Source organism: Pseudomonas rubra (genome assembly GCF_028656935.1).
GTDB lineage: Bacteria > Pseudomonadota > Gammaproteobacteria > Pseudomonadales > Pseudomonadaceae > Aquipseudomonas > Aquipseudomonas rubra.
On the sequence record NZ_JAMDGZ010000069.1, the window covers coordinates 1 to 20,094 of the forward strand.

At 59.9% G+C, this 20,094-nt stretch carries 22 protein-coding genes and 5 tRNA genes; 10 read left to right on the forward strand and 17 right to left on the reverse strand.

Annotated elements, in window-relative coordinates; genetic code table 11:
- Positions 1-421, forward strand: a 421-nt coding sequence (locus M5G17_RS25290) for a hypothetical protein (RefSeq protein WP_273895600.1), incomplete at its 5' end; no start/stop codon positions are given.
- Between the two features lie 325 nt (positions 422-746).
- On the opposite strand, the gene trfA is transcribed toward M5G17_RS25290, so the two are convergent.
- The 6 genes from trfA to M5G17_RS25320 all read right to left on the reverse strand — a co-directional run bounded on the left by trfA (position 747) and on the right by M5G17_RS25320 (position 4,635).
- Entirely contained in the window at positions 747-1,628 is an 882-nt protein-coding gene (gene trfA, locus M5G17_RS25295) for a plasmid replication initiator TrfA (protein ID WP_273895601.1), read from the reverse strand.
- 8 nt (positions 1,629-1,636) lie between these two features.
- Positions 1,637-1,846, reverse strand: a complete 210-nt coding sequence (locus tag M5G17_RS25300; RefSeq protein ID WP_273895602.1) for a helix-turn-helix transcriptional regulator — start codon at positions 1,844-1,846, stop codon at positions 1,637-1,639.
- A gap of 118 nt (positions 1,847-1,964) precedes the next feature.
- The gene (locus M5G17_RS25305; protein WP_273895603.1) at positions 1,965-2,714 is read right to left on the reverse strand and encodes a hypothetical protein; all 750 of its coding nucleotides are present in this window, start codon (positions 2,712-2,714) and stop codon (positions 1,965-1,967) included.
- The gene (locus M5G17_RS25310; protein WP_273895604.1) at positions 2,707-3,912 is read right to left on the reverse strand and encodes a tyrosine-type recombinase/integrase; all 1,206 of its coding nucleotides are present in this window, start codon (positions 3,910-3,912) and stop codon (positions 2,707-2,709) included. Before M5G17_RS25310 ends, M5G17_RS25305 begins: the two co-directional genes overlap by 8 nt.
- A gap of 166 nt (positions 3,913-4,078) precedes the next feature.
- Positions 4,079-4,154 (reverse strand) — tRNA-Thr (locus tag M5G17_RS25315).
- A gap of 70 nt (positions 4,155-4,224) precedes the next feature.
- Positions 4,225-4,635, reverse strand: a complete 411-nt coding sequence (locus tag M5G17_RS25320; protein WP_273895605.1) for a pilin — start codon at positions 4,633-4,635, stop codon at positions 4,225-4,227.
- Positions 4,636-4,853: 218 nt separating this feature from the next.
- Here M5G17_RS25320 and M5G17_RS25325 point away from each other — a divergent pair, with 218 nt between their 5' ends.
- From M5G17_RS25325 to yacG, 4 genes are read left to right on the forward strand one after another with little or no spacing between them, the layout of a single operon-like run.
- Positions 4,854-6,062, forward strand: coding sequence for a type II secretion system F family protein (locus M5G17_RS25325; protein ID WP_273895606.1), 1,209 nt, complete (start codon positions 4,854-4,856; stop codon positions 6,060-6,062).
- 2 nt (positions 6,063-6,064) lie between these two features.
- Positions 6,065-6,934: a prepilin peptidase gene (locus M5G17_RS25330; protein ID WP_273895607.1), complete on the forward strand. Its 870-nt coding sequence runs from the start codon at positions 6,065-6,067 to the stop codon at positions 6,932-6,934.
- Positions 6,934-7,557, forward strand: coding sequence for a dephospho-CoA kinase (coaE, locus tag M5G17_RS25335; RefSeq protein ID WP_273895608.1), 624 nt, complete (start codon positions 6,934-6,936; stop codon positions 7,555-7,557). Before M5G17_RS25330 ends, coaE begins: the two co-directional genes overlap by 1 nt.
- Complete coding sequence (gene yacG / locus M5G17_RS25340; protein WP_130266298.1) at positions 7,554-7,754, forward strand: DNA gyrase inhibitor YacG; 201 nt, start codon at positions 7,554-7,556, stop codon at positions 7,752-7,754. The genes coaE and yacG overlap by 4 nt, the downstream gene beginning before the upstream one ends.
- Before the next feature lie 4 nt (positions 7,755-7,758).
- Here yacG and M5G17_RS25345 read toward each other — a convergent pair whose 3' ends face one another.
- Both M5G17_RS25345 and M5G17_RS25350 read right to left on the reverse strand, forming a co-directional pair.
- Positions 7,759-8,448, reverse strand: coding sequence for an energy-coupling factor ABC transporter permease (locus tag M5G17_RS25345; protein WP_045200823.1), 690 nt, complete (start codon positions 8,446-8,448; stop codon positions 7,759-7,761).
- Between the two features lie 45 nt (positions 8,449-8,493).
- Entirely contained in the window at positions 8,494-8,955 is a 462-nt protein-coding gene (locus M5G17_RS25350) for a hypothetical protein (RefSeq protein WP_273895611.1), read from the reverse strand.
- A gap of 121 nt (positions 8,956-9,076) precedes the next feature.
- Between M5G17_RS25350 and M5G17_RS25355 the strand changes: the two genes are divergently transcribed.
- The 3 genes from M5G17_RS25355 to M5G17_RS25365 all read left to right on the forward strand — a co-directional run bounded on the left by M5G17_RS25355 (position 9,077) and on the right by M5G17_RS25365 (position 11,428).
- Positions 9,077-9,706, forward strand: coding sequence for a DUF1780 domain-containing protein (locus M5G17_RS25355; protein ID WP_273895613.1), 630 nt, complete (start codon positions 9,077-9,079; stop codon positions 9,704-9,706).
- A 168-nt stretch (positions 9,707-9,874) separates the two neighbouring features.
- The gene (locus M5G17_RS25360; protein ID WP_273895615.1) at positions 9,875-10,048 is read left to right on the forward strand and encodes a DUF3094 family protein; all 174 of its coding nucleotides are present in this window, start codon (positions 9,875-9,877) and stop codon (positions 10,046-10,048) included.
- A gap of 84 nt (positions 10,049-10,132) precedes the next feature.
- A complete protein-coding gene (locus M5G17_RS25365) occupies positions 10,133-11,428 on the forward strand; it encodes an NAD(P)/FAD-dependent oxidoreductase (RefSeq protein WP_273895616.1) in 1,296 nt (431 codons plus the stop codon).
- 201 nt (positions 11,429-11,629) lie between these two features.
- Here M5G17_RS25365 and M5G17_RS25370 read toward each other — a convergent pair whose 3' ends face one another.
- From M5G17_RS25370 to rluD, 8 genes are all read right to left on the reverse strand, one after another.
- Positions 11,630-12,160, reverse strand: coding sequence for a dihydrofolate reductase family protein (locus tag M5G17_RS25370; RefSeq protein ID WP_273895617.1), 531 nt, complete (start codon positions 12,158-12,160; stop codon positions 11,630-11,632).
- A 96-nt stretch (positions 12,161-12,256) separates the two neighbouring features.
- Positions 12,257-12,333, reverse strand: a tRNA-Pro gene (locus M5G17_RS25375).
- 98 nt (positions 12,334-12,431) lie between these two features.
- Positions 12,432-12,507: transfer RNA gene (locus M5G17_RS25380), tRNA-Lys, on the reverse strand.
- A gap of 5 nt (positions 12,508-12,512) precedes the next feature.
- A tRNA-Pro gene (locus M5G17_RS25385) sits at positions 12,513-12,589 on the reverse strand.
- Between the two features lie 10 nt (positions 12,590-12,599).
- Positions 12,600-12,675: transfer RNA gene (locus M5G17_RS25390), tRNA-Asn, on the reverse strand.
- Between the two features lie 303 nt (positions 12,676-12,978).
- Positions 12,979-15,543, reverse strand: a complete 2,565-nt coding sequence (clpB, locus tag M5G17_RS25395) for an ATP-dependent chaperone ClpB (RefSeq protein ID WP_273895618.1) — start codon at positions 15,541-15,543, stop codon at positions 12,979-12,981.
- A 125-nt stretch (positions 15,544-15,668) separates the two neighbouring features.
- The gene (pgeF, locus tag M5G17_RS25400) at positions 15,669-16,409 is read right to left on the reverse strand and encodes a peptidoglycan editing factor PgeF (RefSeq protein WP_273895619.1); all 741 of its coding nucleotides are present in this window, start codon (positions 16,407-16,409) and stop codon (positions 15,669-15,671) included.
- Entirely contained in the window at positions 16,406-17,368 is a 963-nt protein-coding gene (gene rluD, locus M5G17_RS25405) for a 23S rRNA pseudouridine(1911/1915/1917) synthase RluD (protein WP_273895620.1), read from the reverse strand. Before rluD ends, pgeF begins: the two co-directional genes overlap by 4 nt.
- A 150-nt stretch (positions 17,369-17,518) precedes the next feature.
- On the opposite strand from rluD, the gene M5G17_RS25410 reads away from it, so the two are divergent.
- Complete coding sequence (locus M5G17_RS25410; RefSeq protein WP_273895621.1) at positions 17,519-18,541, forward strand: outer membrane protein assembly factor BamD; 1,023 nt, start codon at positions 17,519-17,521, stop codon at positions 18,539-18,541.
- A 101-nt stretch (positions 18,542-18,642) separates the two neighbouring features.
- Positions 18,643-18,873 carry a PP0621 family protein gene (locus M5G17_RS25415; RefSeq protein WP_130266308.1) on the forward strand — a complete coding sequence of 77 codons (231 nt, stop codon included), beginning with the start codon at positions 18,643-18,645 and terminating at the stop codon, positions 18,871-18,873.
- Between the two features lie 102 nt (positions 18,874-18,975).
- Here the strand turns inward: M5G17_RS25415 and thiO are convergent, their stop codons facing one another.
- Positions 18,976-20,079, reverse strand: coding sequence for a glycine oxidase ThiO (gene thiO / locus M5G17_RS25420; protein WP_273895622.1), 1,104 nt, complete (start codon positions 20,077-20,079; stop codon positions 18,976-18,978).
- Positions 20,080-20,094: the final 15 nt, after the last annotated feature.

The following is a 20,094-nucleotide window of genomic DNA, read 5'->3' on the forward strand; positions in this document are numbered from 1 at the left end:
GGGTTCATGGATCGCATACGGTGTTTTGGCAGTGGTGCTCTTGGAAAGCAAAAAGTCCAGAACGCGGCTCAAGGCCACCCTCGACGCAAGCGTCGAGCGGCATAAAGCTCTGCTTAAGGAGCACAGCGACGCACTCAAGGAGATAGAACTGCACCACATTGGCCACATTGCTGGCATTTCCAAACATCACCATCAAGAAATTGAAAGCCTGCGTGACATCCTTGCCATTTCTGACCAAGACCGAGACGTAGCATTGAGAGCCGCTTACAGAGATCAAGATCAGGTCCGACTGATGCAAGATCGGCTGGATCAAGTCACTGCATTGATGGAGTCATGGGCCTCTGGCTGTGATGAAACAGCTTGCGCCGTAAGACATGCTCTCAATGCCCAGCGCTCTCGTGACTTTCACCATCTCCCATAGGCCCATTCATGGATCACCGCGCCACTTTCCTAAACCAAGTGCCTGGCAAACGTTCGTAACCATAATTGGGAACCCCACGGGCGCAGCCGAAACGGCAGGGATTAGAATTGATTAAGAATAGATTAGTGTGCACCGCAAAAATTGCTGCACCCCTGATCTTTACTGGGCTAGAGCGCTATTCCACAGTCGAACTCACGGGGTGCTAGAACGGTACATCATGGGTGCTGGAACGGCATCACAGGGGTCTTGGAACGGTAGCCTAGGGTGCTGGAACGGTAAGATCAGGGGCGCTGGAACGGCATAGGTTAGGGGTACAAGAACGGTATTAGCGCTTTTTGGCCAAATGGCGCTGCTGAGACGCGCTTGGGGTGGTGGTAACTTGCACAAGATTTCCTTTAAACACATAACTAAGCGGTCTCCCTTCGGCAGCACTAGCACCCACTAAAAACTCAAGAGAACGGCGCAAGTCCTTTTTGAAGTCAGACAATGACTTTGCACTACTCCCACATAATTGATGCAAGGTCTCAACCTTATAATCATAAGACTTTGCATGAGATGAATAAAACCCATGCAACCATTGAGCAAGCGGCTTTCCCTGCAATGCCTGGCGTACAGACCAGTTCACATTGGTATGCTGTTTTCCATTGAAAAGCACATGAAGCCTGGAATTCAAACGAATGACGTACATACGTTTACTCCGCTCGCCCTGCCCCCGATAGACCTCATGAATTAAACTCCCTTCGTATGAATATTCACCCACTTCAATCTGCAAGGCGGTAGCCTTAAGCCTACTAATACATGCATCTAGATCTCTTCGGTTTTTCCCCGAATCTGTTTTGCCTAGCAACTTTAAAAGCCGGTAAGCTGTGACCTTACACTCCTCGCCCAACTCCTGTTCTTGCGCTTGGTGCAAGACTGCACCCCAGACATTCAAGTCTCCCTGGTTCAGTAACGCTCCGGTATAAAACATACTGATTCCACCCAGTGAGTACACCTTGACTCGCTCTAGATATGTTCGATCCCCACTCTTTTTAATCGGCCCAACCCCAAAGAGCGCTGAGCGAAGAATCACATTAGGAATGGGACGTACCGTCTCGGAGAATTTTGGTATTGAGGCAACCTCATCGTTTACCTCCACTACCTTGGGCCTCGCGACGGATCGTTTCCGGCTTTCCTCTAGCCTGGCCATCGCATCAGCCAGTAACATGTTTATACTCATTGCTGAGGAGTAGCTGCGTTGATTTTCGCGGCCACCCAGGCGCGAACTTGCTCGGTGGGCCAAGCTACAGAGTTCGCCCCAAGGGAAATACCGGCAGGAAACTCTCCAGCCCGGATCAGGCGATAGATCTGAGATTTGCTAAGCCCTACCAGAGCACAGACGCCAGGCAAGCGGAGCAATAGAGGTGAGATAGATTGACTAGCCATCGGGACGGGTCTCCTTGGGACCGGGTTGGATGGCTAGGTATTCAATGGCACATCGAACGAAGAAGCATGGGAATCCCCGAGTTTCCAGGGAGAATCCCAAACTCATTACTAAGACGGCTTATTCCCCGCTACTGGTTTTGGATTCACCATGCATATATCTTCTAAGGGTCTGGCGATCCTTGACCAATTCAAATCCAGCGTCTTCTGCAAATTCTATTAATTCTCTATACAGATCCGAATTCTTTCGTGGTGGCTTGTTAAGCCTGGAAGCGCGCAGCTTGATCCTATCCGAGCGTCTCTTTTCATCATAATTATTAGGCTGTTCGCAGTGAGCCTTATCAACCTCTTTAATCAGCTGAACTAGGCCAACCATTATTTTCCTAATACTTTCCAGCTCCAAGGTTTTTAAGGCGCTGTCATTTGAATCCTCTAAAGATTTTCTAACCGTACCGGCTTTGGATATAGAATCTGGCGGATCAATTCCTGCCTCCACAGCCCACTCCGAAAACTTGCATCTGGACATCCACACGAGGCTCGCAGGAATATCTTTAAACCTCTCATCAGACTCGGAATAGCAGCTGACGCAAGCAGGGATCACCTCAGATGCCGAGGCAAAAAATCCTTCAAAATACTGACTCAGTAGCTGAAAATGAAATTTATAATTCTTGGAAGCTCTCTTTGAGGACTCAGGCTTACCCACCCAGAAAATTTCATTAATCGAAAGCCTATTCCCACGCCTTTCACCATGCTCGGAATATAGATCATCAATGAGCTCATGCAGAGCATGTGCGGCTTCTTTGGGAGTAACTTTATAATAACGAGAGTATTCCGGAACTAAATCGGATAAGCGAACGGAATCATCACTCATGCAATTTACCCTCCATTGCTCTCGCATGCGATAAAACGTCTAAATGCTCCGCATACCACTGAAGCATCTCTCGGCGCCCCTCAAGATACTGGGCATGATTATAAGTGCCGCGAATACTATTCTTATCAACGTGCGCAAGCTGGGTCTCGACCCACTCACTTCGATACCCCTGCTCATGTAGAGTGGTGGACATCGTGTGACGGAATCCATGGCCCGTAGCACGGCCATCATATCCAGAACGCTTAAGCAGCTGGTTGATAGCGGCCTCACTCATCGGCTTGGCCGGATCGTTGCGGCCAGGAAAAGCGAGCGTGTAGCCACCTGTAATACCTTCCAGCTCTTTCAATGCAGCCACCGCCTGCCTTGAAAGAGGGACCAAATGTGCGCGACGCATTTTCATACGTGAAGCTGGGATCTGCCAGAGAGCGTCCTTGAGGTCGAACTCCGACCAAAGCGCTCCCCTCAGTTCAGCTGTGCGCACCCCCGTCAGGATCAGCAGGCGAGTAGCGATTTTCACCACGTCGTGCCCTGGACACGCCTGAAAACTGCGTATCAATTCCGGAAGCTCTGCAATAGGCAGGAAGGGATAGTGTCGAGACGTAGGCGTCTGAAGTGCTCCACCGATATCAGAGATAGGGTTGTACTCAGCACGGCCAGTGGCGATCGCGAAACGATAGACCTCCTGGCAGCGTTGCCTGACCTTGCGCAGCTTCTCCAGAGCACCCCGCGACTCGATGCGACGAAAAACCTGTAGCCACTGCATAGGCTTTATGTCGGTTAGGGGGAGACTTCCCAGCAGGGGGAAGATGTCCAGCTCGAACGCTTCCATCACATCATTGGCATAACCTACCGACCAGCGCTGCGACTTGTGTTGATGCCACTCCAGCGCAAGGCTTTTGAACGTGTTGGCACGAGAGATTGCCGCCTGCGCTCGCGCAACCTTCCGTTCAAGTCCAGGATGCCGCCCCTGCGCTACAAGTTGGCGAGACTCGGAAGCAAGCTGCCGCGCCTGTGCAAGGGTTACCTTGTCGACTGTGCCAAGGGAAATGTGAGATTGCTTGGCATCCAGACGGAAGCGAAAGCGCCAGGACTTGCCGCCTGCCGCGCGAATCCAGAGGAAAAGGCCACCGCCATCCGCAAGGCCATAGTCCCTCTCGCGTGGAGCTGCATTCTTAACCTGCAAAGCCGTCAAAGGCATGCTGAGTACCCATAGATTATTGAACTAACCTAAGGTACTCGGATAGGTACTCACAAGACAAGCGCTTGGATGAAACTGGATGGCACTGCATGAAGCAAGAAGCCCTTACTAGACGGGCTTCTTGGGGGTTTCATGCGACTGCTTGGCACTGCATGAATCTATTGACTGGTGCCGGGGACAGGAATCGAACCTGCGACCTTCGCGTTACGAGTGCGCTGCTCTACCGACTGAGCTACACCGGCGTGGCGATAACGCTACCACTGCCGGGGCGCTTACGCAAATCACTGTTTATTAACAGCAATTGCGTGTGTTTCAGATTGCTTTGCAGCCTGCCGGGGCGAGGTCTTCGTTGAGGGTGCTGGTGCAGGCCCAGCCCGTGGCGGAGCGGGTCAGGGTGAGGGTTTTGTCGGTGGCGATGGCCGGGGCGTCGATCAGGGTGCAGACGATGCTGCCCACGCCCGTGGCCGCGGTGCCGCTGGCGGCGATGCTGCAGTGGGCGGTGCGTTCCTGGCCGCCGAGGGCGGCGACGTTGGCGATGTCTTTGCCTTCGTTCAGGCGCAGGTCGAAGGCGGTCTTGAGGGCGGAAATTTCGACCAGGGCCGCCGTGGCTTTGGTGCGTACCTGGCTGTTGGTGTAAATCGGCAAGGCGATGGTCGCCAGAATGCCGATGATCGCCACGACGATCATCAGTTCGATCAAGGTAATACCGCGTTGTCCTTGCATGGACACTCTCCCTCACAAAATCGGTTCATGCCGGGCCGCAGGGGTGCGGCACCAGCAGGCGCGCCAGTAGGCCCGAACAGACACCTTTTGTCACCCCGTGACGGTCATTCGGTCATCCTCGCTCGACTACTCTAGAGGGCAGCGGGCAACACTGCTCGCCACTCGGGGCCTGGAGCTGTTACCAGGCTTGTGCAAGGCAGCGCAGCAAGGATGTCGCGATGACCGCAAGCAACCGTATGTACCACTGGCAAGGCACCAACGCCCAGGGCGCCTTGGTCAATGGCCAGAGCGCCGCGCGCAGCCCGGCGCTGATCAGGGCGCAGTTGCGCCAGCGCGGGATTCGCCCGGGGCGCATCGCCAGTGTGCGCCCGCCGCTGTGGCAATGGCGCCGGCCACTGGATGGCAAGGCGCTGAGCCAGTTCAGCCGCCAGTTGGCCACCCTGGTCAAGGCCGGGGTGGCGTTGTTGCAGGCGCTGGAGGTGGTCGCCCAAAGCAGCGCCAACCCGGCGATGGCCAGCCTGCTGGGGGCGATCAAGGCCGATATCGCCGCCGGCAGCAGCCTGGCCAATGCCTTGCGCCGGCATCCGCAATATTTCGATCGGCTGTACTGCAACCTGGTGGACGCCGGCGAGCAATCCGGCAGCCTGGAGATTGTCCTGGCCCAGGTGGCGGCGCTGCAGGAGCAACGCCAGGCCCTGCGCGCGCGGCTGAAAAAAGCCATGACTTATCCACTGCTGGTGCTGCTGGTGGGCTTCGGGGTGTCGGCGTTGTTGCTGCTGGAGGTGGTGCCGCGCTTTCAGTCGTTGTTCGCAGGCTTTGGTGCCGAGCTGCCGGCCTTCACCCAGCAGGTGATCAACCTGTCACAGTGGTTGGGCGCGCAAGTCGGCTGGCTGTTGATAACCTTGTGCGGTGTGACCATCGCGGTGCTCCAGGCCTATCGACGCAAGCCCGGGTTTCGTTTGTGGCTGATGCGTTTGGCCCTGCGCCTGCCTGTGCTTGGCAGCCTGTTCCAGCATGCCGCCCTCGCCCGCTTTGCCCGCACCTTGTCGACTTCGTTTGCTGCCGGGGTGCCATTGGTGGAGGCGCTGGGGCCAGTTGCCGGGGCCTGTGGCAATCCGTTGTTCGAGCAGGCGCTGCACAAGGTGCGTGAGGACCTGGCCAGTGGTCAGGCCTTGCACGTGGCGCTACGCGCCAGCGGTTTGTTCCCGGCGCTGGTGGTGCAGATGTGCGCCATTGGCGAGACAGCCGGCACGCTGGACGATATGCTCGCCAGGATCGCCAGCCACTATGAACAGGCCATCGACCATCTGCTCGATAGCCTGACCGCCCTGCTCGAACCCTTGATCGTGTTGATCCTCGGGCTGCTGGTGGGCAGCCTGGTGATCGCCATGTACCTGCCAATCTTCCAGCTGGGCAATGTGATCTGACCATGAACCTGTTGAACACCCTGGCCAGCCAGCCACTGCTGTACCTGAGCATCGCCCTGTTGCTCGGGCTGATTGTCGGCAGTTTTCTCAATGTGCTGGTGCATCGCCTGCCGATCATGCTCGAACGCCAGTGGCAGGCCGAAGCGCGTGAGGTGCTGGCGTTGCCCGAGGCGGCGCAGACGCCGCGCTTCGATCTGTTTTTGCCGCCGTCGCAATGCCCGCATTGCGCCCACCGCATCCGCCCCTGGGAAAACATACCGGTCGTGAGTTACCTGGCCTTGCGCGGGCGTTGCTCCAGTTGCCAGGCGCGCATCAGCCCGCGCTACCCACTGGTGGAGCTGGCCTGCGGGGCGCTGACGCTGTTTGCCGCCTGGCATTTGGGCTTTACCGGCGGCGCCCTGGCGCTGATGGTGCTGAGCTGGGGCCTGCTGGCCATGAGCATGATCGACATCGAGCACCATCTGTTGCCCGATGCCCTGGTACTGCCGTTGTTGTGGCTGGGGCTGATCGCCAATGCCTTCGAGCTGTTCGTGCCGCTGGAAGACGCGCTGTGGGGTACGGTGGCCGGTTACCTGAGCCTGTGGTCGGTGTTCTGGATGTTCAAGCTGATCACCGGCAAGGAAGGCATGGGCTATGGCGATTTCAAGTTGCTGGCGCTGCTCGGGGCCTGGGGCGGCTGGCAGATCCTGCCGCTGACCTTGCTGCTGTCGTCGCTGCTGGGGGCCGTGATTGGCCTGATAATGCTGCGCCTGCAGCGCAAGCAGGCCAGTACACCGATCCCCTTCGGTCCTTATCTGGCCATCGCGGGCTGGATCGCGCTGCTCTGGGGTGGTCAAATAACCACTTCTTACCTGCATTTTTCTGGATTGTGATGACCACCGCTGCTTTCACTCCCTGGATTCTCGGCCTCACCGGCGGCATCGGCAGTGGCAAGAGCGCCGCTGCCCAGCGCTTTGTCGAGCTGGGTGTGCACCTGGTCGACGCCGACCAGGCCGCACGCTGGGTGGTCGAGCCGGGCCGCCCGGCGCTGGTCAGTATTGTCGAGCGCTTCGGCCCTGGGGTGTTGCTTGAAGACGGCCAGCTCAACCGCGCCGCCCTGCGTGAGCTGATCTTCGCCGACCCGCAACAGCGGCAGTGGCTCGAAGCGCTGCTGCACCCCCTGATTGGCCAGGAGATCTTCAGCTACCTGGCCAAGGCCGAGTCGCCCTATGCGGTGTTCGTTTCGCCGTTGATGGTGGAATCCGGCCAGTACAAACGCACCGACCGCCTGCTGGTGATCGATGCGCCGCAGGAGCTGCAGGTACAACGCACCCTGCTGCGCGACCAGACCAGCGCCGAACAGGTGCAGGCCATTCTCAAGGCCCAGGCCAGCCGCGAAGAACGCCTGCGCCACGCCCACGACGTGGTGGTCAATGACCGCGACCTGGCCTGGCTGCATGCGGAGGTCGAGCGCCTGCACCACTTTTACCTGACTTTGCGAGGAGGCCAAGCATGAGCCAACCGATGACCGTAGATTGCCCGACCTGTGGCGCCCCTGTGGAGTGGAGCGACGCCAGCGCGTTCCGGCCGTTCTGTTCTGATCGCTGCAAACTGATCGACCTGGGTGCCTGGGCCTCGGAAGAGCACAAGATTCCGGTGGCACCGGATGCCGAAGACGAACTGTTCTCCGGCGAGCTCGACCCGCGCCACTGAGCCGTCAGCGCTCGGGGTCGTCATCCTTCCACGGGGCCTGCAGGTAGCGGGTCCGGTTGAAGGTCTCCAGCCACTCCGGGCAGAACACCACCAGGGCGCTGACCACCATGCCGTTGATGAAGGCTTCGGGGAAGATGATCAGCCAAAGGTAGCCGATAAAGTCCTCGATCCACTCGGGCATGACGAAACGCCCATCCATCCACAGCAAGCCCAGGCCACCGAGCAGGCACAAGAGTGCCGACAGCGCGGCGGCAAAAAAGCCCGAACAGAATATATAGACGAACAGGTTGCGCGGCTGTGCCCGCTCCACCAGGATCGCGCACACCTCGGTGACCAGCACCGGCAAGCCGATCAGCAGCAAGCCATTGACGCCCATCGCGGCCAGGTCCTGGCGCCCCAGTGCCAGCAGGCCGAGCTGCGCCAGCAAGCCACCGACAATCGCCAACGGCCAGTCCAGCAACAGGGTCACTGCGGTCATGCCGATAAAGTGATAGGACACCCCGGTGTCGAAGTCGCGGCGCACCAGCCACAAGGCAAACAAGGCGAACACCGTGCCGAACAGCAAATGCTGGCGACGGCTGTCGGCGAACAGTTCGAGCCAGCGGGTACGCGCCACCGCCCAGATCAGCACGGGCACGTAGGCGACCCAGGCGATGGTCAGGGTCTGACTTGAAAGCACGGCGGCACTGATCACGGCAAATAACCCTTATTCGAGTGAGGCAATAGGCGTGGGGGCAGTCTACACCTCGGGGCTGGCTTGATCAGCCTCCTCCGGCGCTTTCGGTGCGTCGAACAGGCGGAACACGGCGCCGTCAACCAGCCAGTCCGGCGGTTGGCAGCTGGGGTTGCGCTGCTGTTCGATGACGCTGATGGTGGTCGCCGACACTTGCACATCGGCCCAGGCGCCATAGCAGCCGAACTCGTTCAGGGTCAGACGCACGCGGTAGTCGCCGGGCATGACGCTGAGCACCTTGGGGTTGAACTCGGCATAGCTGCGTACAACTTCCGATTCGCCGCGGCGATGGTCGATCAGCTTGATGCTGTAAGGCGCTGAATCGTCTTCCTTGAGCAGCACATAGCGGCCGTCGGCCGTGTCGTATGGCAAGGTCGGCGACCAGAACAATGCCCCTATGCCGTACACCACCAGGGCGCATACCACCGTGCCGGAGCCGAATATGCCGCCCATCTTCACTACGCTCATCGTTCTTCCCTGATAGTCACTGAGCCCATAACGGGTGCGCAGTCTAGGCGTTGGCTTACGCGTGGGGCAATGCTTTGCAGACATTTCCTGTAAAGCTCAATTGAACGCTAAGCTTGTGCCCATGGACGACTCAGACTACTTGCGCCTGCTCACCATTCAGGCCGAACAAGCCAATGCGTTTCTTTCCAATGCCCGTAAATGGGAACGTGAGCGTTGGGTCTGCCAGCGCCTGCTGCAAGGCCTGAATATTCCCTACCGCAGCGAAGACTTTGCCGCCGCCGGGCAAGAACCGCCCGACGTGCTGTTTCGCGATGCGGCCTTCGAGGTGTTTTTCGTGCTCGACGAAGGCCGGCGCCTGAACGATGAATGGCGCGAAGAGCTGCAGCGCCGGCGCAGCGCCTTCTCCCTCAGCCAGTTGGTGCGCCGCGAGGCCCGGCCACGACGGATCAGCGCCCAGGAGTTGCTGCAGCGCCTGGCGCCGACCTTGCGCAAAAAGTCGCACAACTACCAGGAGCGCGGCCTGGACCTGAGCGAGCTGGACATCATTGCCTTTGCCAGCCTCAAGCGCGAAGTGCTCGACCTCAACAGCCACTTCCCGCCGCCCACCGAGTACCTGCGCCAGGGCTGGCGCTCGTTGTCGCTGGTGGGCCCGACCTTCGCCCGGGTGCTGTTCGCCCACCCGGATGCGCCGGATTTTCTGCGCAGCAACCTGGGGCGCAGCATTGTCTTCGATGTCGGTATCAGTCTCTGAGCTGGCCCCCTGCCAACGCCGGATGGCATAAATTCCGCGCCGGTGATACAAAGCGCAATCATTCGTTATAAAGACAGCCAAGTGACTGAAAGATGGGCGACCTTCGAGCAACTACAGTGAACACTGTAGCTTTCCCACAGTCACAAGCGTCTATCTGACGAGGCCCTCATGACCAGCCGCCTGAATCCCGAAGACCAGCGTCGTGTCGATGAATACCTGCGAGCCCCCCAGCACCAAGTCGAGCGCAAGCCTTTCCGGCCCTGGCTGCTCCTTGTGCTGGTGGTGGTCGTGACCGTTGCACTGGGCTTGTTGAGCCGCCTCTTGAGTCAACTGGTGCTATGAGCTGCCTTGCGCTCGCCCACAACGCCCGCCCCGTGCGGCCGACCACTCAAGACCCGAATTCCGTAAACCTTATGAGATATCTCCATGACTCACCGTATTGTGATTGTCGGCGGCGGCGCCGGCGGCCTGGAACTGGCGACCCGCCTGGGCAAGACCCTGGGTAAAAAAGGCAGCGCCAGCATCACCCTGGTCGACGCCAACCTGACCCACATCTGGAAGCCGCTGCTGCACGAAGTGGCCGCCGGCTCGCTCAACTCGTCCGAAGACGAGCTCAACTACGTGGCCCAGGCCAAGTGGAATCACTTCCAGTTCCAGCTTGGGCGCATGAGTGGCCTGGACCGCGAGACCAAGCAGATCCAGCTGGCCGCCACCCTCGATGAAGACGGCCGTGAGCTGCTGCCGGCGCGCACCTTGGGTTACGACACCCTGGTGATCGCGGTGGGCAGCAACACCAATGACTTCGGTACCCTGGGCGCGGCGCAGCACTGCCTGTTCCTCGACACCCGCAAACAGGCCGAGCGCTTCCACCAGCAACTGCTCAACCATTACCTGCGCGCCCATGCCGGCGACCAGGCCAGTGAACGCATCAGCGTCGCCATTGTCGGCGCCGGCGCCACCGGTGTGGAGCTGGCCGCCGAACTGCATCACGCGGCCCACGAGCTAGCGGCCTATGGCCTGGACCGGATTCAGCCCAAAGATATGCACATCACCCTGATCGAAGCCGGCCCGCGGGTGTTGCCTGCCCTGCCGGAGCGCATCAGCGTGCCGGTGCACAAAACCCTGGAAAAGCTCGGGGTGACGGTGATGACCAACGCGTCGGTCAGTGAAGTGACGGCAGACGAGTTGCGCACCAGCACGGGCGAGGTGATTCAGGCCAGCCTCAAGGTCTGGGCGGCAGGTATTCGCGCACCGGGGTTCCTCAAGGACATCGACGGCCTGGAAACCAACCGCATCAACCAGCTGGTGGTCCGCCCTACCCTGCAAACCACTCTGGACGACAATATCTTTGCCTTCGGTGACTGCGCCGCCTGCCCGCAACCAGGCAGCGACCGCAACGTGCCCCCCCGGGCGCAGGCTGCGCACCAGCAGGCATCATTGCTGGCCAAGGGCTTGAAGGCGCGCCTGGAAGGCAAGCCGCTGCCGACCTATGCGTATCGGGATTATGGTTCGCTGGTATCGCTGTCGCGCTTCTCGGCTGTGGGCAACCTGATGGGCAACCTGACTGGTAGCGTGATGCTTGAAGGCTGGCTGGCGCGGATGTTCTATGTGTCGCTGTATCGCATGCACCAGATGGCACTGTACGGGACCTTCCGCACGTTGATGCTGATGCTCGGTAGCCGGATTGGCCGCGGGACTGAGCCGCGGTTGAAGTTGCACTGATTTAACGGCCTTTTCGCGGGGCAAGCCCGCTCCCACAGAATTCTGTGTTTACCTCAGAAGGTGAACTTGATGAAACTACTGTGGGAGCTGGCTTGCCAGCGATCGACCGCGAAGCGGTCGCAATCCCGGCCATGCAAAATGAGCTGGCTGCTCTGGCCTCATCGCTGGCAAGCCAGCTCCCACAGGTCCGCGCTGTAAGCTCTACTTGAGTACCCGATAAGTACTCTGCACAAACCCGCTCTCAAAAGTGGTGCTGCGCAAATGCTGCAGCGTCACATCCGCCGCCAGGGCCCCGAACAAGGGGATGCCACTGCCCAGCAGTACCGGTATCCGGGTAATGGTCAGTTCATCCAGCCGCCCTTCGCGCAAAAAGCCCTGAATCACTTGCCCACCATCCAGGTACAGGCTCTGGGCGCCAGTGTCGCGCAAATAATCGACCAGTTCGGCAATCGGCCCGGGATGCACCTCGACCCCGTTGGCGACATCTGCCGCCCCCAGGGTGCTGCTCAACACCACGACACGCTTGTGTGGATACGACCACTCGCCAAAGGTCAGGATTTTTTCGAAGGTATTGCGACCCATGACCAGGGTGTCGATGGTCGCCATGTAGGCGGCGTACCCATGATCGTCACTGGAGCTGGTGGCAACCATCAGCCAGTCCAGCTCGCCGCTCTCGCGGGCAATGAAGCCGTCGAGGCTGGTGGCGATGTAGACAGAGGCTTTCAACGTCATGGCGCAGCTCCCTTGCCGGAAATAGCCGGATAGTATCAGGCAGCGCGCAGAAACGAAAAAAGGGCACCTTTTGCAAGGTGCCCTTCTTTCTGAAGATGGTCGGGGTAAGGGGATTCGAACTCCTGACATCCTGCTCCCAAAGCAGGCGCGCTACCGGACTGCGCTATACCCCGGTAAAAAAAAGGCACCAATTAAGGCGCCTTTTTTATGGCTGGCTGCTAATGGCAAACCAACCTTTTAAGATTTGAACCCAGCGTACCGGCTTCAAAAATGGTGGGTCGTGTAGGATTCGAACCTACGACCAATTGGTTAAAAGCCAACTGCTCTACCAACTGAGCTAACGACCCAAAAATGGTCGGGGTAAGGGGATTCGAACTCCTGACATCCTGCTCCCAAAGCAGGCGCGCTACCGGACTGCGCTATACCCCGGCTTGAAATTTGGCTCCGCGACCAGGACTCGAACCTGGGACCCAATGATTAACAGTCATTTGCTCTACCGACTGAGCTATCGCGGAACTATCAATTTCAATTACAACAGTGCTGCAATTTCGAGTGCTGTATCACTACCGCTTCGAACTCTTCGACCTTGTGCATCGCTGCGTTCATGTCTCTGAGGCGCGCTATTCTACAACTTTCAAAACCCTTGTCAACCCTTAATTTGCATTCAACTTACTGATTTGCAACTTTTTTTCAGATTCCCAATTTTGCCGGAAACCTGCGGGGCGACATACAGCGGGGCGCACTTTACAAGCACTCGAGAAAAAAAGCAAAGAAAAAAGGCCTCGAAAATCGAGGCCTTAACGTAACCCGCCGAAAACTCAGGCGAAGACGATCTCTTCGCCCTCCACTTTCGCCGTGATGGCGCTACCTGGCAGGAACTTGCCTGACAGGATCAGCTGCGCCAACGGGTTCTCGATCCAGCGCTGGATCGCGCGTTTGAGCGGCCGTGCGCCATAGACCGGGTCGTAACCGACGGCGATCAGTTTATCCAGCGCCTCGGGGCTCAGCTCAAGGCTCAGCTCACGTTCGGCCAGGCGCCCGCGCAGACGACCGAGCTGGATCTGGGTAATGCCAGCGATCTGCTCGCGGCCCAGAGGCTCGAACACCACCACTTCGTCGATCCGGTTGATGAACTCCGGCCTGAAGTGCACGCCCACGGCATCCATCACCGCCGCACGCTGCGCTTCACGATCGCCCACCAGTTCCTGGATCTGCGAAGAGCCCAGGTTGGAGGTCATGACGATTACGGTATTGCGGAAATCCACCGTGCGCCCGTGGCTGTCAGTCAGGCGACCGTCTTCAAGCACCTGCAGCAACACGTTGAACACATCCGGGTGAGCCTTCTCGACCTCGTCGAGCAGCACCACCGCATAAGGTTTGCGCCGCACCGCTTCGGTCAGGTAGCCACCCTCTTCATAACCTACATAGCCTGGTGGCGCCCCGATCAGGCGAGCCACGGAGTGTTTCTCCATGAACTCGGACATGTCGATACGCACCATTGCCTCTTCTGTATCAAAGAGGAATTCGGCCAGCGCCTTGCACAGCTCGGTTTTACCGACACCGGTCGGGCCGAGGAACAGGAACGAGCCGCTTGGGCGATTCGGGTCCGACAGGCCTGCACGCGAACGGCGCACGGCGTTGGAAACCGCCACGACCGCTTCGTCCTGGCCGATCACCCGATCGTGCAGCAGGCTTTCCATCTTCAGCAGTTTTTCCCGCTCGCCTTCAAGCATCTTCGACACCGGGATGCCGGTCCACTTGGAAACCACTTCGGCGATTTCTTCCTCAGTCACCTTGTTACGCAGCAACTGGTTCTCGGCCTTGCCGTGCTGGTCGACCATCTGCAGGCTGCGCTCAAGGTCCGGGATTACCCCGTACTGCAGCTCGGCCATGCGGCTGAGGTCACCTTTGCGGCGGGCTGCTTCAAGCTCCTGACGCGACTGCTCGATTTTTTGCTGGATCTGCGCCGAGCCCTGCACTTCGGCTTTTTCCGAAGTCCAGACCTCTTCCAGGTCAGCGTACTCGCGCTCAAGCCGGGCAATCTCTTCGGTGAGCTTCTCCAGGCGCTTGATTGCCGCTTCGTCGTCTTCTTTCTTCAGCGCCTGGGACTCAACCTTCAGTTGAATCAGGCGGCGCTCCAGACGGTCGAGCACTTCGGGCTTGGAGTCGATCTCCATGCGGATGCGGCTGGCCGCTTCGTCGATCAGGTCGATGGCCTTGTCCGGCAACTGACGGTCGGTGATGTAGCGATGGCTGAGCTTGGCCGCGGCGATGATCGCGCCGTCGGTGATCGCCACCTTGTGGTGCACCTCGTAACGCTCCTTGAGGCCACGCAGGATGGCGATGGTGTCTTCTTCGCTCGGCTCTTCTACCAGCACCTTCTGGAAACGCCGCTCAAGCGCTGCGTCCTTTTCAATGTACTGGCGATACTCGTTCAGCGTGGTGGCGCCAACGCAGTGCAACTCGCCTCGGGCCAGGGCTGGCTTGAGCATGTTGCCAGCATCCATCGAGCCTTCGCCTTTACCGGCGCCGACCATGGTATGCAGCTCGTCGATGAACAGAATGATCTGCCCTTCCTGCTTGGACAGCTCGTTGAGCAGGGACTTGAGGCGCTCTTCGAACTCGCCGCGGAACTTGGCCCCGGCGATCAGCGCGCCCATGTCCAGCGACAGCAGGCGCTTGCCTTTGAGGCCGTCGGGCACTTCACCATTAATGATGCGCTGGGCCAAGCCTTCGGCGATGGCGGTCTTGCCCACGCCAGGCTCACCGATCAGCACCGGGTTGTTTTTGGTACGGCGTTGCAGGACCTGGATGGTACGGCGGATTTCATCGTCACGGCCGATCACCGGGTCAAGCTTGCCGTCTTCGGCGCGCTTGGTCAGGTCGACGGTGTATTTATCCAGGGCCTGGCGCGACTCTTCGGCGTTGGGATCATTGACCGCCTCGCCGCCACGCAGGTTGCTGATGGCATTCTCCAGGGCCTTTTTGGTGACGCCCTGGCTGAGCAGCAACTTGCCGACTTTGCTGTTCTCGTCCATGGCCGCCAGCAGCACCAGCTCACTGGAGATGAACTGGTCGCCCTTTTGCTGGGCCAGGCGATCGGCCTGGTTGAGCAGGCGCGCCAGGTCCTGGGACATGTTCACGTCGCCCGTGGGGTTCTGGATTTTCGGCAGTTGGTCGAGCTCTTTGCTCAACGCCTTGCGCAGGCTGTTGACGTCGAAGCCGACCTGCATCAGCAGCGGCTTGATCGAACCACCCTGCTGATCGATCAGGGCCTGCAACAGGTGCGCAGGCTCGATGGCTGGATGGTCCATGCCCACAGCCAGGGATTGGGAATCAGATAACGCTAATTGAAGTTTGCTGGTCAAACGGTCTATTCGCATGGGTTACCTTCCTTTATTGGGCAGGTCGGAGCGATGGACACACCTGATGAATAAAAACCTGCCAGAGATACCACTGTAGATAAGGGTGATTCTGGAAGATTCAAGCTACACGGGCTTGATCCAGGTCAGCGCGGTGCCAGCCAGACCAGGGAAGCGAAGCGGCCACCCAGGGGGGTGCGCCGATAAGAATAGAAGCGCGGATCGCTGACGGTGCACAAACCACCACCATAAACCGCTTTGACACCGCGTGCCGCAAGGCGCAGACGGGCCAGCTGGTAAATATCGGCCATCAGCTTGCCGGGTTGGGCACCGGGCACGAAGGCCTGGGCGGTTTGCGGATGAACGGCGGTGAATGCGTCGCGAACTTCCAGGCCCACTTCAAAGGCTTGCGGACCGATGGCCGGGCCAAGCCACACCAGCACCTCTTCTGGCGCCAGCGCCAGGCGGTCCAGGGTGGCTTCCAGAACACCATTGGCCAACCCGCGCCAGCCCGCATGAGCGGCGGCCACCCGGGTACCGACGCGGTCACAGAACAGCACCGGCAGGCAATCGGCGGTCATTACCGTGCAGGCAATACCGGGGGTGGCGCTGTAGCTGGCATCGGCCTCGGCGATAACGCTGGGGTCGGCATCAGCCACCACAACGCCATGTACCTGCTTGAGCCAGGCCGGCTGAATGCCGAACGCGGCGGTCAGGCGTCGGCGGTTCTCGGCCACCGCTGCTGGCGCATCGCCAACGTGGTCACCGAGGTTGAAGCTTTCATAGGGCGGCAGGCTGACCCCGCCGCTACGCGTGGTGACGCAGGCGCGAACCGCGGCTGGCGCAGGCCAGTCAGGGATCAACAACGCTTGCGTCAGCTCGCTCATCCGACAAATGCCTCGCGGTCCTGCTTGAGCAGCGACAGCAGCCAGACGAAATCATCCGGCAACGCCGACTCCCAGCCCATGCGCTCGCCGGTCACCGGGTGATCGAGCTCCAGGAAGCGTGCGTGCAGGGCCTGGCGCGGGAAAGTCTTGAGCGCATCGACCATGGTCAGGCTGGCCGCTGGCGGAATACGGAAACGCCCGCCATAGACCGGGTCGCCGACCAACGGGAAGTTGACGTGGGCCATGTGCACGCGAATCTGGTGGGTACGCCCGGTTTCCAGCTTGACCCGCACGTGGGTGTGCGAGCGGAAACGCTCCAGTACGCGGTAGTGGCTGACCGCCGGCTTGCCGCCTTCAGTGACCGCCATGCGCTGGCGCTGGCCACCGTGGCGGCCAATTGGCGCGTTGATCTTGCCGCCAGCGGTAACCACGCCGATCACGATGCATTCATAGATGCGGCTGACGCTACGGCTTTGCAACTGGGCGACCAGTTGGGTCTGCGCCTGAATGGTCTTGGCCACCACCATCAGACCGGTGGTGTCCTTGTCCAGGCGGTGGACGATACCGGCGCGCGGCACATTGATGATGTCCGGCACGTGGTGCAGCAGGGCATTGAGCAAGGTGCCATCGGCGTGACCGGCAGCCGGGTGGACCACAAGCCCGGCAGGCTTGTTGATCACCAGGATGTGGTCATCTTCATAGACGATGTCCAGCTCGATGGCCTGAGCCACCCACTCGCCCTGGGCTTCCTGCTCGGCGTCGAGCGCCAGCAGCGAGCCGCCATGGACGATGTCGCGCGGACGCAGGACTGCGCCATCAACCGTCAGGCGCCCCTCCTTGATCCAGGTGGACAGGCGCGAGCGCGAGTGCTCAGCGAACAATTGGGCGGCGATTTGGTCGAGGCGTTGCCCGCCCAATTCGGACGGCACCTCTGCGCGAAGTTGAATGATCTCGGACATGCTCGAATCAGCGGGCGGTACAGCCTTTGGTTTCGACTGCACGCTTGTGGTTAAATACGACGTCTTTTGCCCCGAGGGTTGCATCGGGGTGCTCATCATAACAGGACGGCCACGCCCAAGACAGCGGCCGTCATAGGGACGCAAGCCGCCATGCAAGTGAAACACCTGCTGCTGATCGCCATCCTCGGACTGACCGCTGCTTGTTCTTCGAAGGAAGTCGTCGACGAAAACCTGAGCGAAGCCGAGCTGTACCAGCAGGCGCAGGCCGACCTGGACAACCACAGCTACACCAGCGCCACAAGCAAGCTCAAGGCTCTGGAATCGCGCTATCCGTTCGGCCGCTATGCCGATCAGGCCCAGCTCGAGCTGATCTACGCCAACTACAAGAACGCTGAACCGGAGGCCGCCAAGTCTGCCGCCGAGCGTTTCATTCGCTTGCACCCACAGCATCCGAACGTCGACTACGCCTACTACCTCAAGGGTCTGACCTCTTTCGACCAGGACCGCGGCCTGCTGGCGCGCTTCCTGCCGCTGGACATGACCAAGCGTGACCCAGGTGCTGCCCGCGACTCGTACAACGAGTTCGCCCAGCTGACCAGCCGCTTCCCCAACAGCCGCTATTCGCCAGACGCCAAGCAGCGCATGATCTACCTGCGCAACCTGCTGGCCTCCTACGAAATCCACGTGGCCGACTACTACCTGACCCGTCAGGCCTATGTCGCTGCCGCCAACCGTGGCCGTTACGTAGTCGAAAACTTCCAGGAAACCCCATCGGTCGGCGACGGCCTGGCGGTGATGACCGAAGCCTACATGCGCCTGCATCTAGACGAACTGGCTGCCACCAGCCTGGAAACCCTCAAGCTCAACTACCCGGATCACGCAAGCCTGGTCGATGGCCAGTTCGTGCCGCAGCAGAACGAGGCCGACAACCGCTCGTGGCTGTCCAAGGCCACCCTGGGCCTGATCGATACCGCCACGCCGCTGCCGCCGGGCGAAACCCGCGCAAACCAGGACGTGATCAAGCAGTATCAGGATGCCAAAGACGCGATCCCGGAAGAGCTGCAGCCTAAAGATGCCAACGGTGACGTCATCCAGGAAGAGAACCACGAAGCGCAAGGTAACAACGACGACCGCTCCTGGTTCAGCTACATGACCTTCGGTGTGTTCGACTGAGCCATCGTGTAATCGTGTAATAGATAAAGGGAGGCCAAGGCCTCCCTTTTTTCATGCCCGAGCCCTAGACTGAAGGCTCTTCACTGACAAAGCTGGACACCATGGTTCGCCTACTTTTCTGGATTGCCCTGATTGCCGCCGCGTTCTGGCTGTGGCGCAAGTTCAAGGCCAGCAACGCTGCTGCGCAGAACAACAGCCTCGAAGACCCGCTGAAGATGGTGCGTTGCGCCCATTGCGGCGTGCATTTGCCCAATGATCGGGCCTTGCATCGCGGCTCGCAGTGGTATTGCAGCCAGGCACACCTGGAGCAGGGGCCTGGGGCGCAGCGCTGATTGCGCGGCGCGGCCATCGCTGGCAAGCCAGCTCCCACAGGAGAGCAGATATCTTCAGGCCTCTGCTGTACCTGTGGGAGCTGGCTTGCCAGCGATAGGGCCCTAAAGAGCAGCCAATCGCCCAGCCGGTGCATACGGCGCCGGGTCAATGATCGGCGCACGCCCCAGCAACAAATCGGCAAACAACTGGCAAGACGCTGGCGCCAGCACCAGGCCATTGCGGTAGTGCCCGCAGTTCAGCCACAGCCCGGTATAGCCCGGCACCTCGCCGATGTACGGAATACCCTCAGGCGAACCCGGCCGCAGCCCCGCCCAATGGGCCACCGGAGTGGCATCGGCCAGCGCCGGCAGCAATTCAACCGCTGACGCCTTCAGGCTTTCCAGGGCCTCTTCGGTCGGGGTCTTGTCGTACCCGGCATGCTCCAGGGTGCTGCCCACCAGAATATGCCCATCACGCCGGGGGATCGCATAACGCCCTTTGGCCAGCACCATGCTCGGCAAGAAGTCTTCGGCGCACTTGTACAGAATCATCTGCCCTTTTACCGGCTCGACCGGCAGCTCCAGCCCCAATGGCCGCAGCAAGTCACCGCTCCAGGCGCCAGCCGTCAGCACCACGCGATCAGCCTGGATCGGCCCATTCAGGGTTTCGACACCGGTGATGCGCTCGCCCTCGCGGCTGAAGCCGGTGATTTCGCAGTGCTCGCGAATGCTCACATTGGGCAGCGCCAGCAAGGCGGCCTTGAGGGATTTGACCAGCCGCGGGTTGCGCACATTGGCAACCCCGGCCATGTAGATGGCGCGCTGGAAGCCACCGCCCAGCACCGGTACCGCGTCATAGGCTGCCGAGATATCCACAGCACTCAACGGCCGCCCTTCGCGCTTGGCCCAGGCCAGCGCCTGGGCTTCGTCGTCCAGGTCCAGCCAGTACAGGCCGGTGGTGTGTACCTCCGGGTCAACCCCAGTGCTGGCGAACAGGCGCTCGCCCAGCTGTGGATAAAAATCCTGCGACCAGTGCGCCAGGGCCGTCACCGCCGCGCTGTAGCGCCACGGATAAAGCGGCGAAACGATGCCGCCGCCGGCCCAGGAAGACTCCTGGCCCAGCGCGCCACGATCACACAGCACCACCTGCTCGACCTCGGCCGCCAGGTTGAACGCTGTCAGCAGGCCGATCACCCCGCCACCGACAATCACTACTTGCTTGGTCATGTATTGATCCAACGT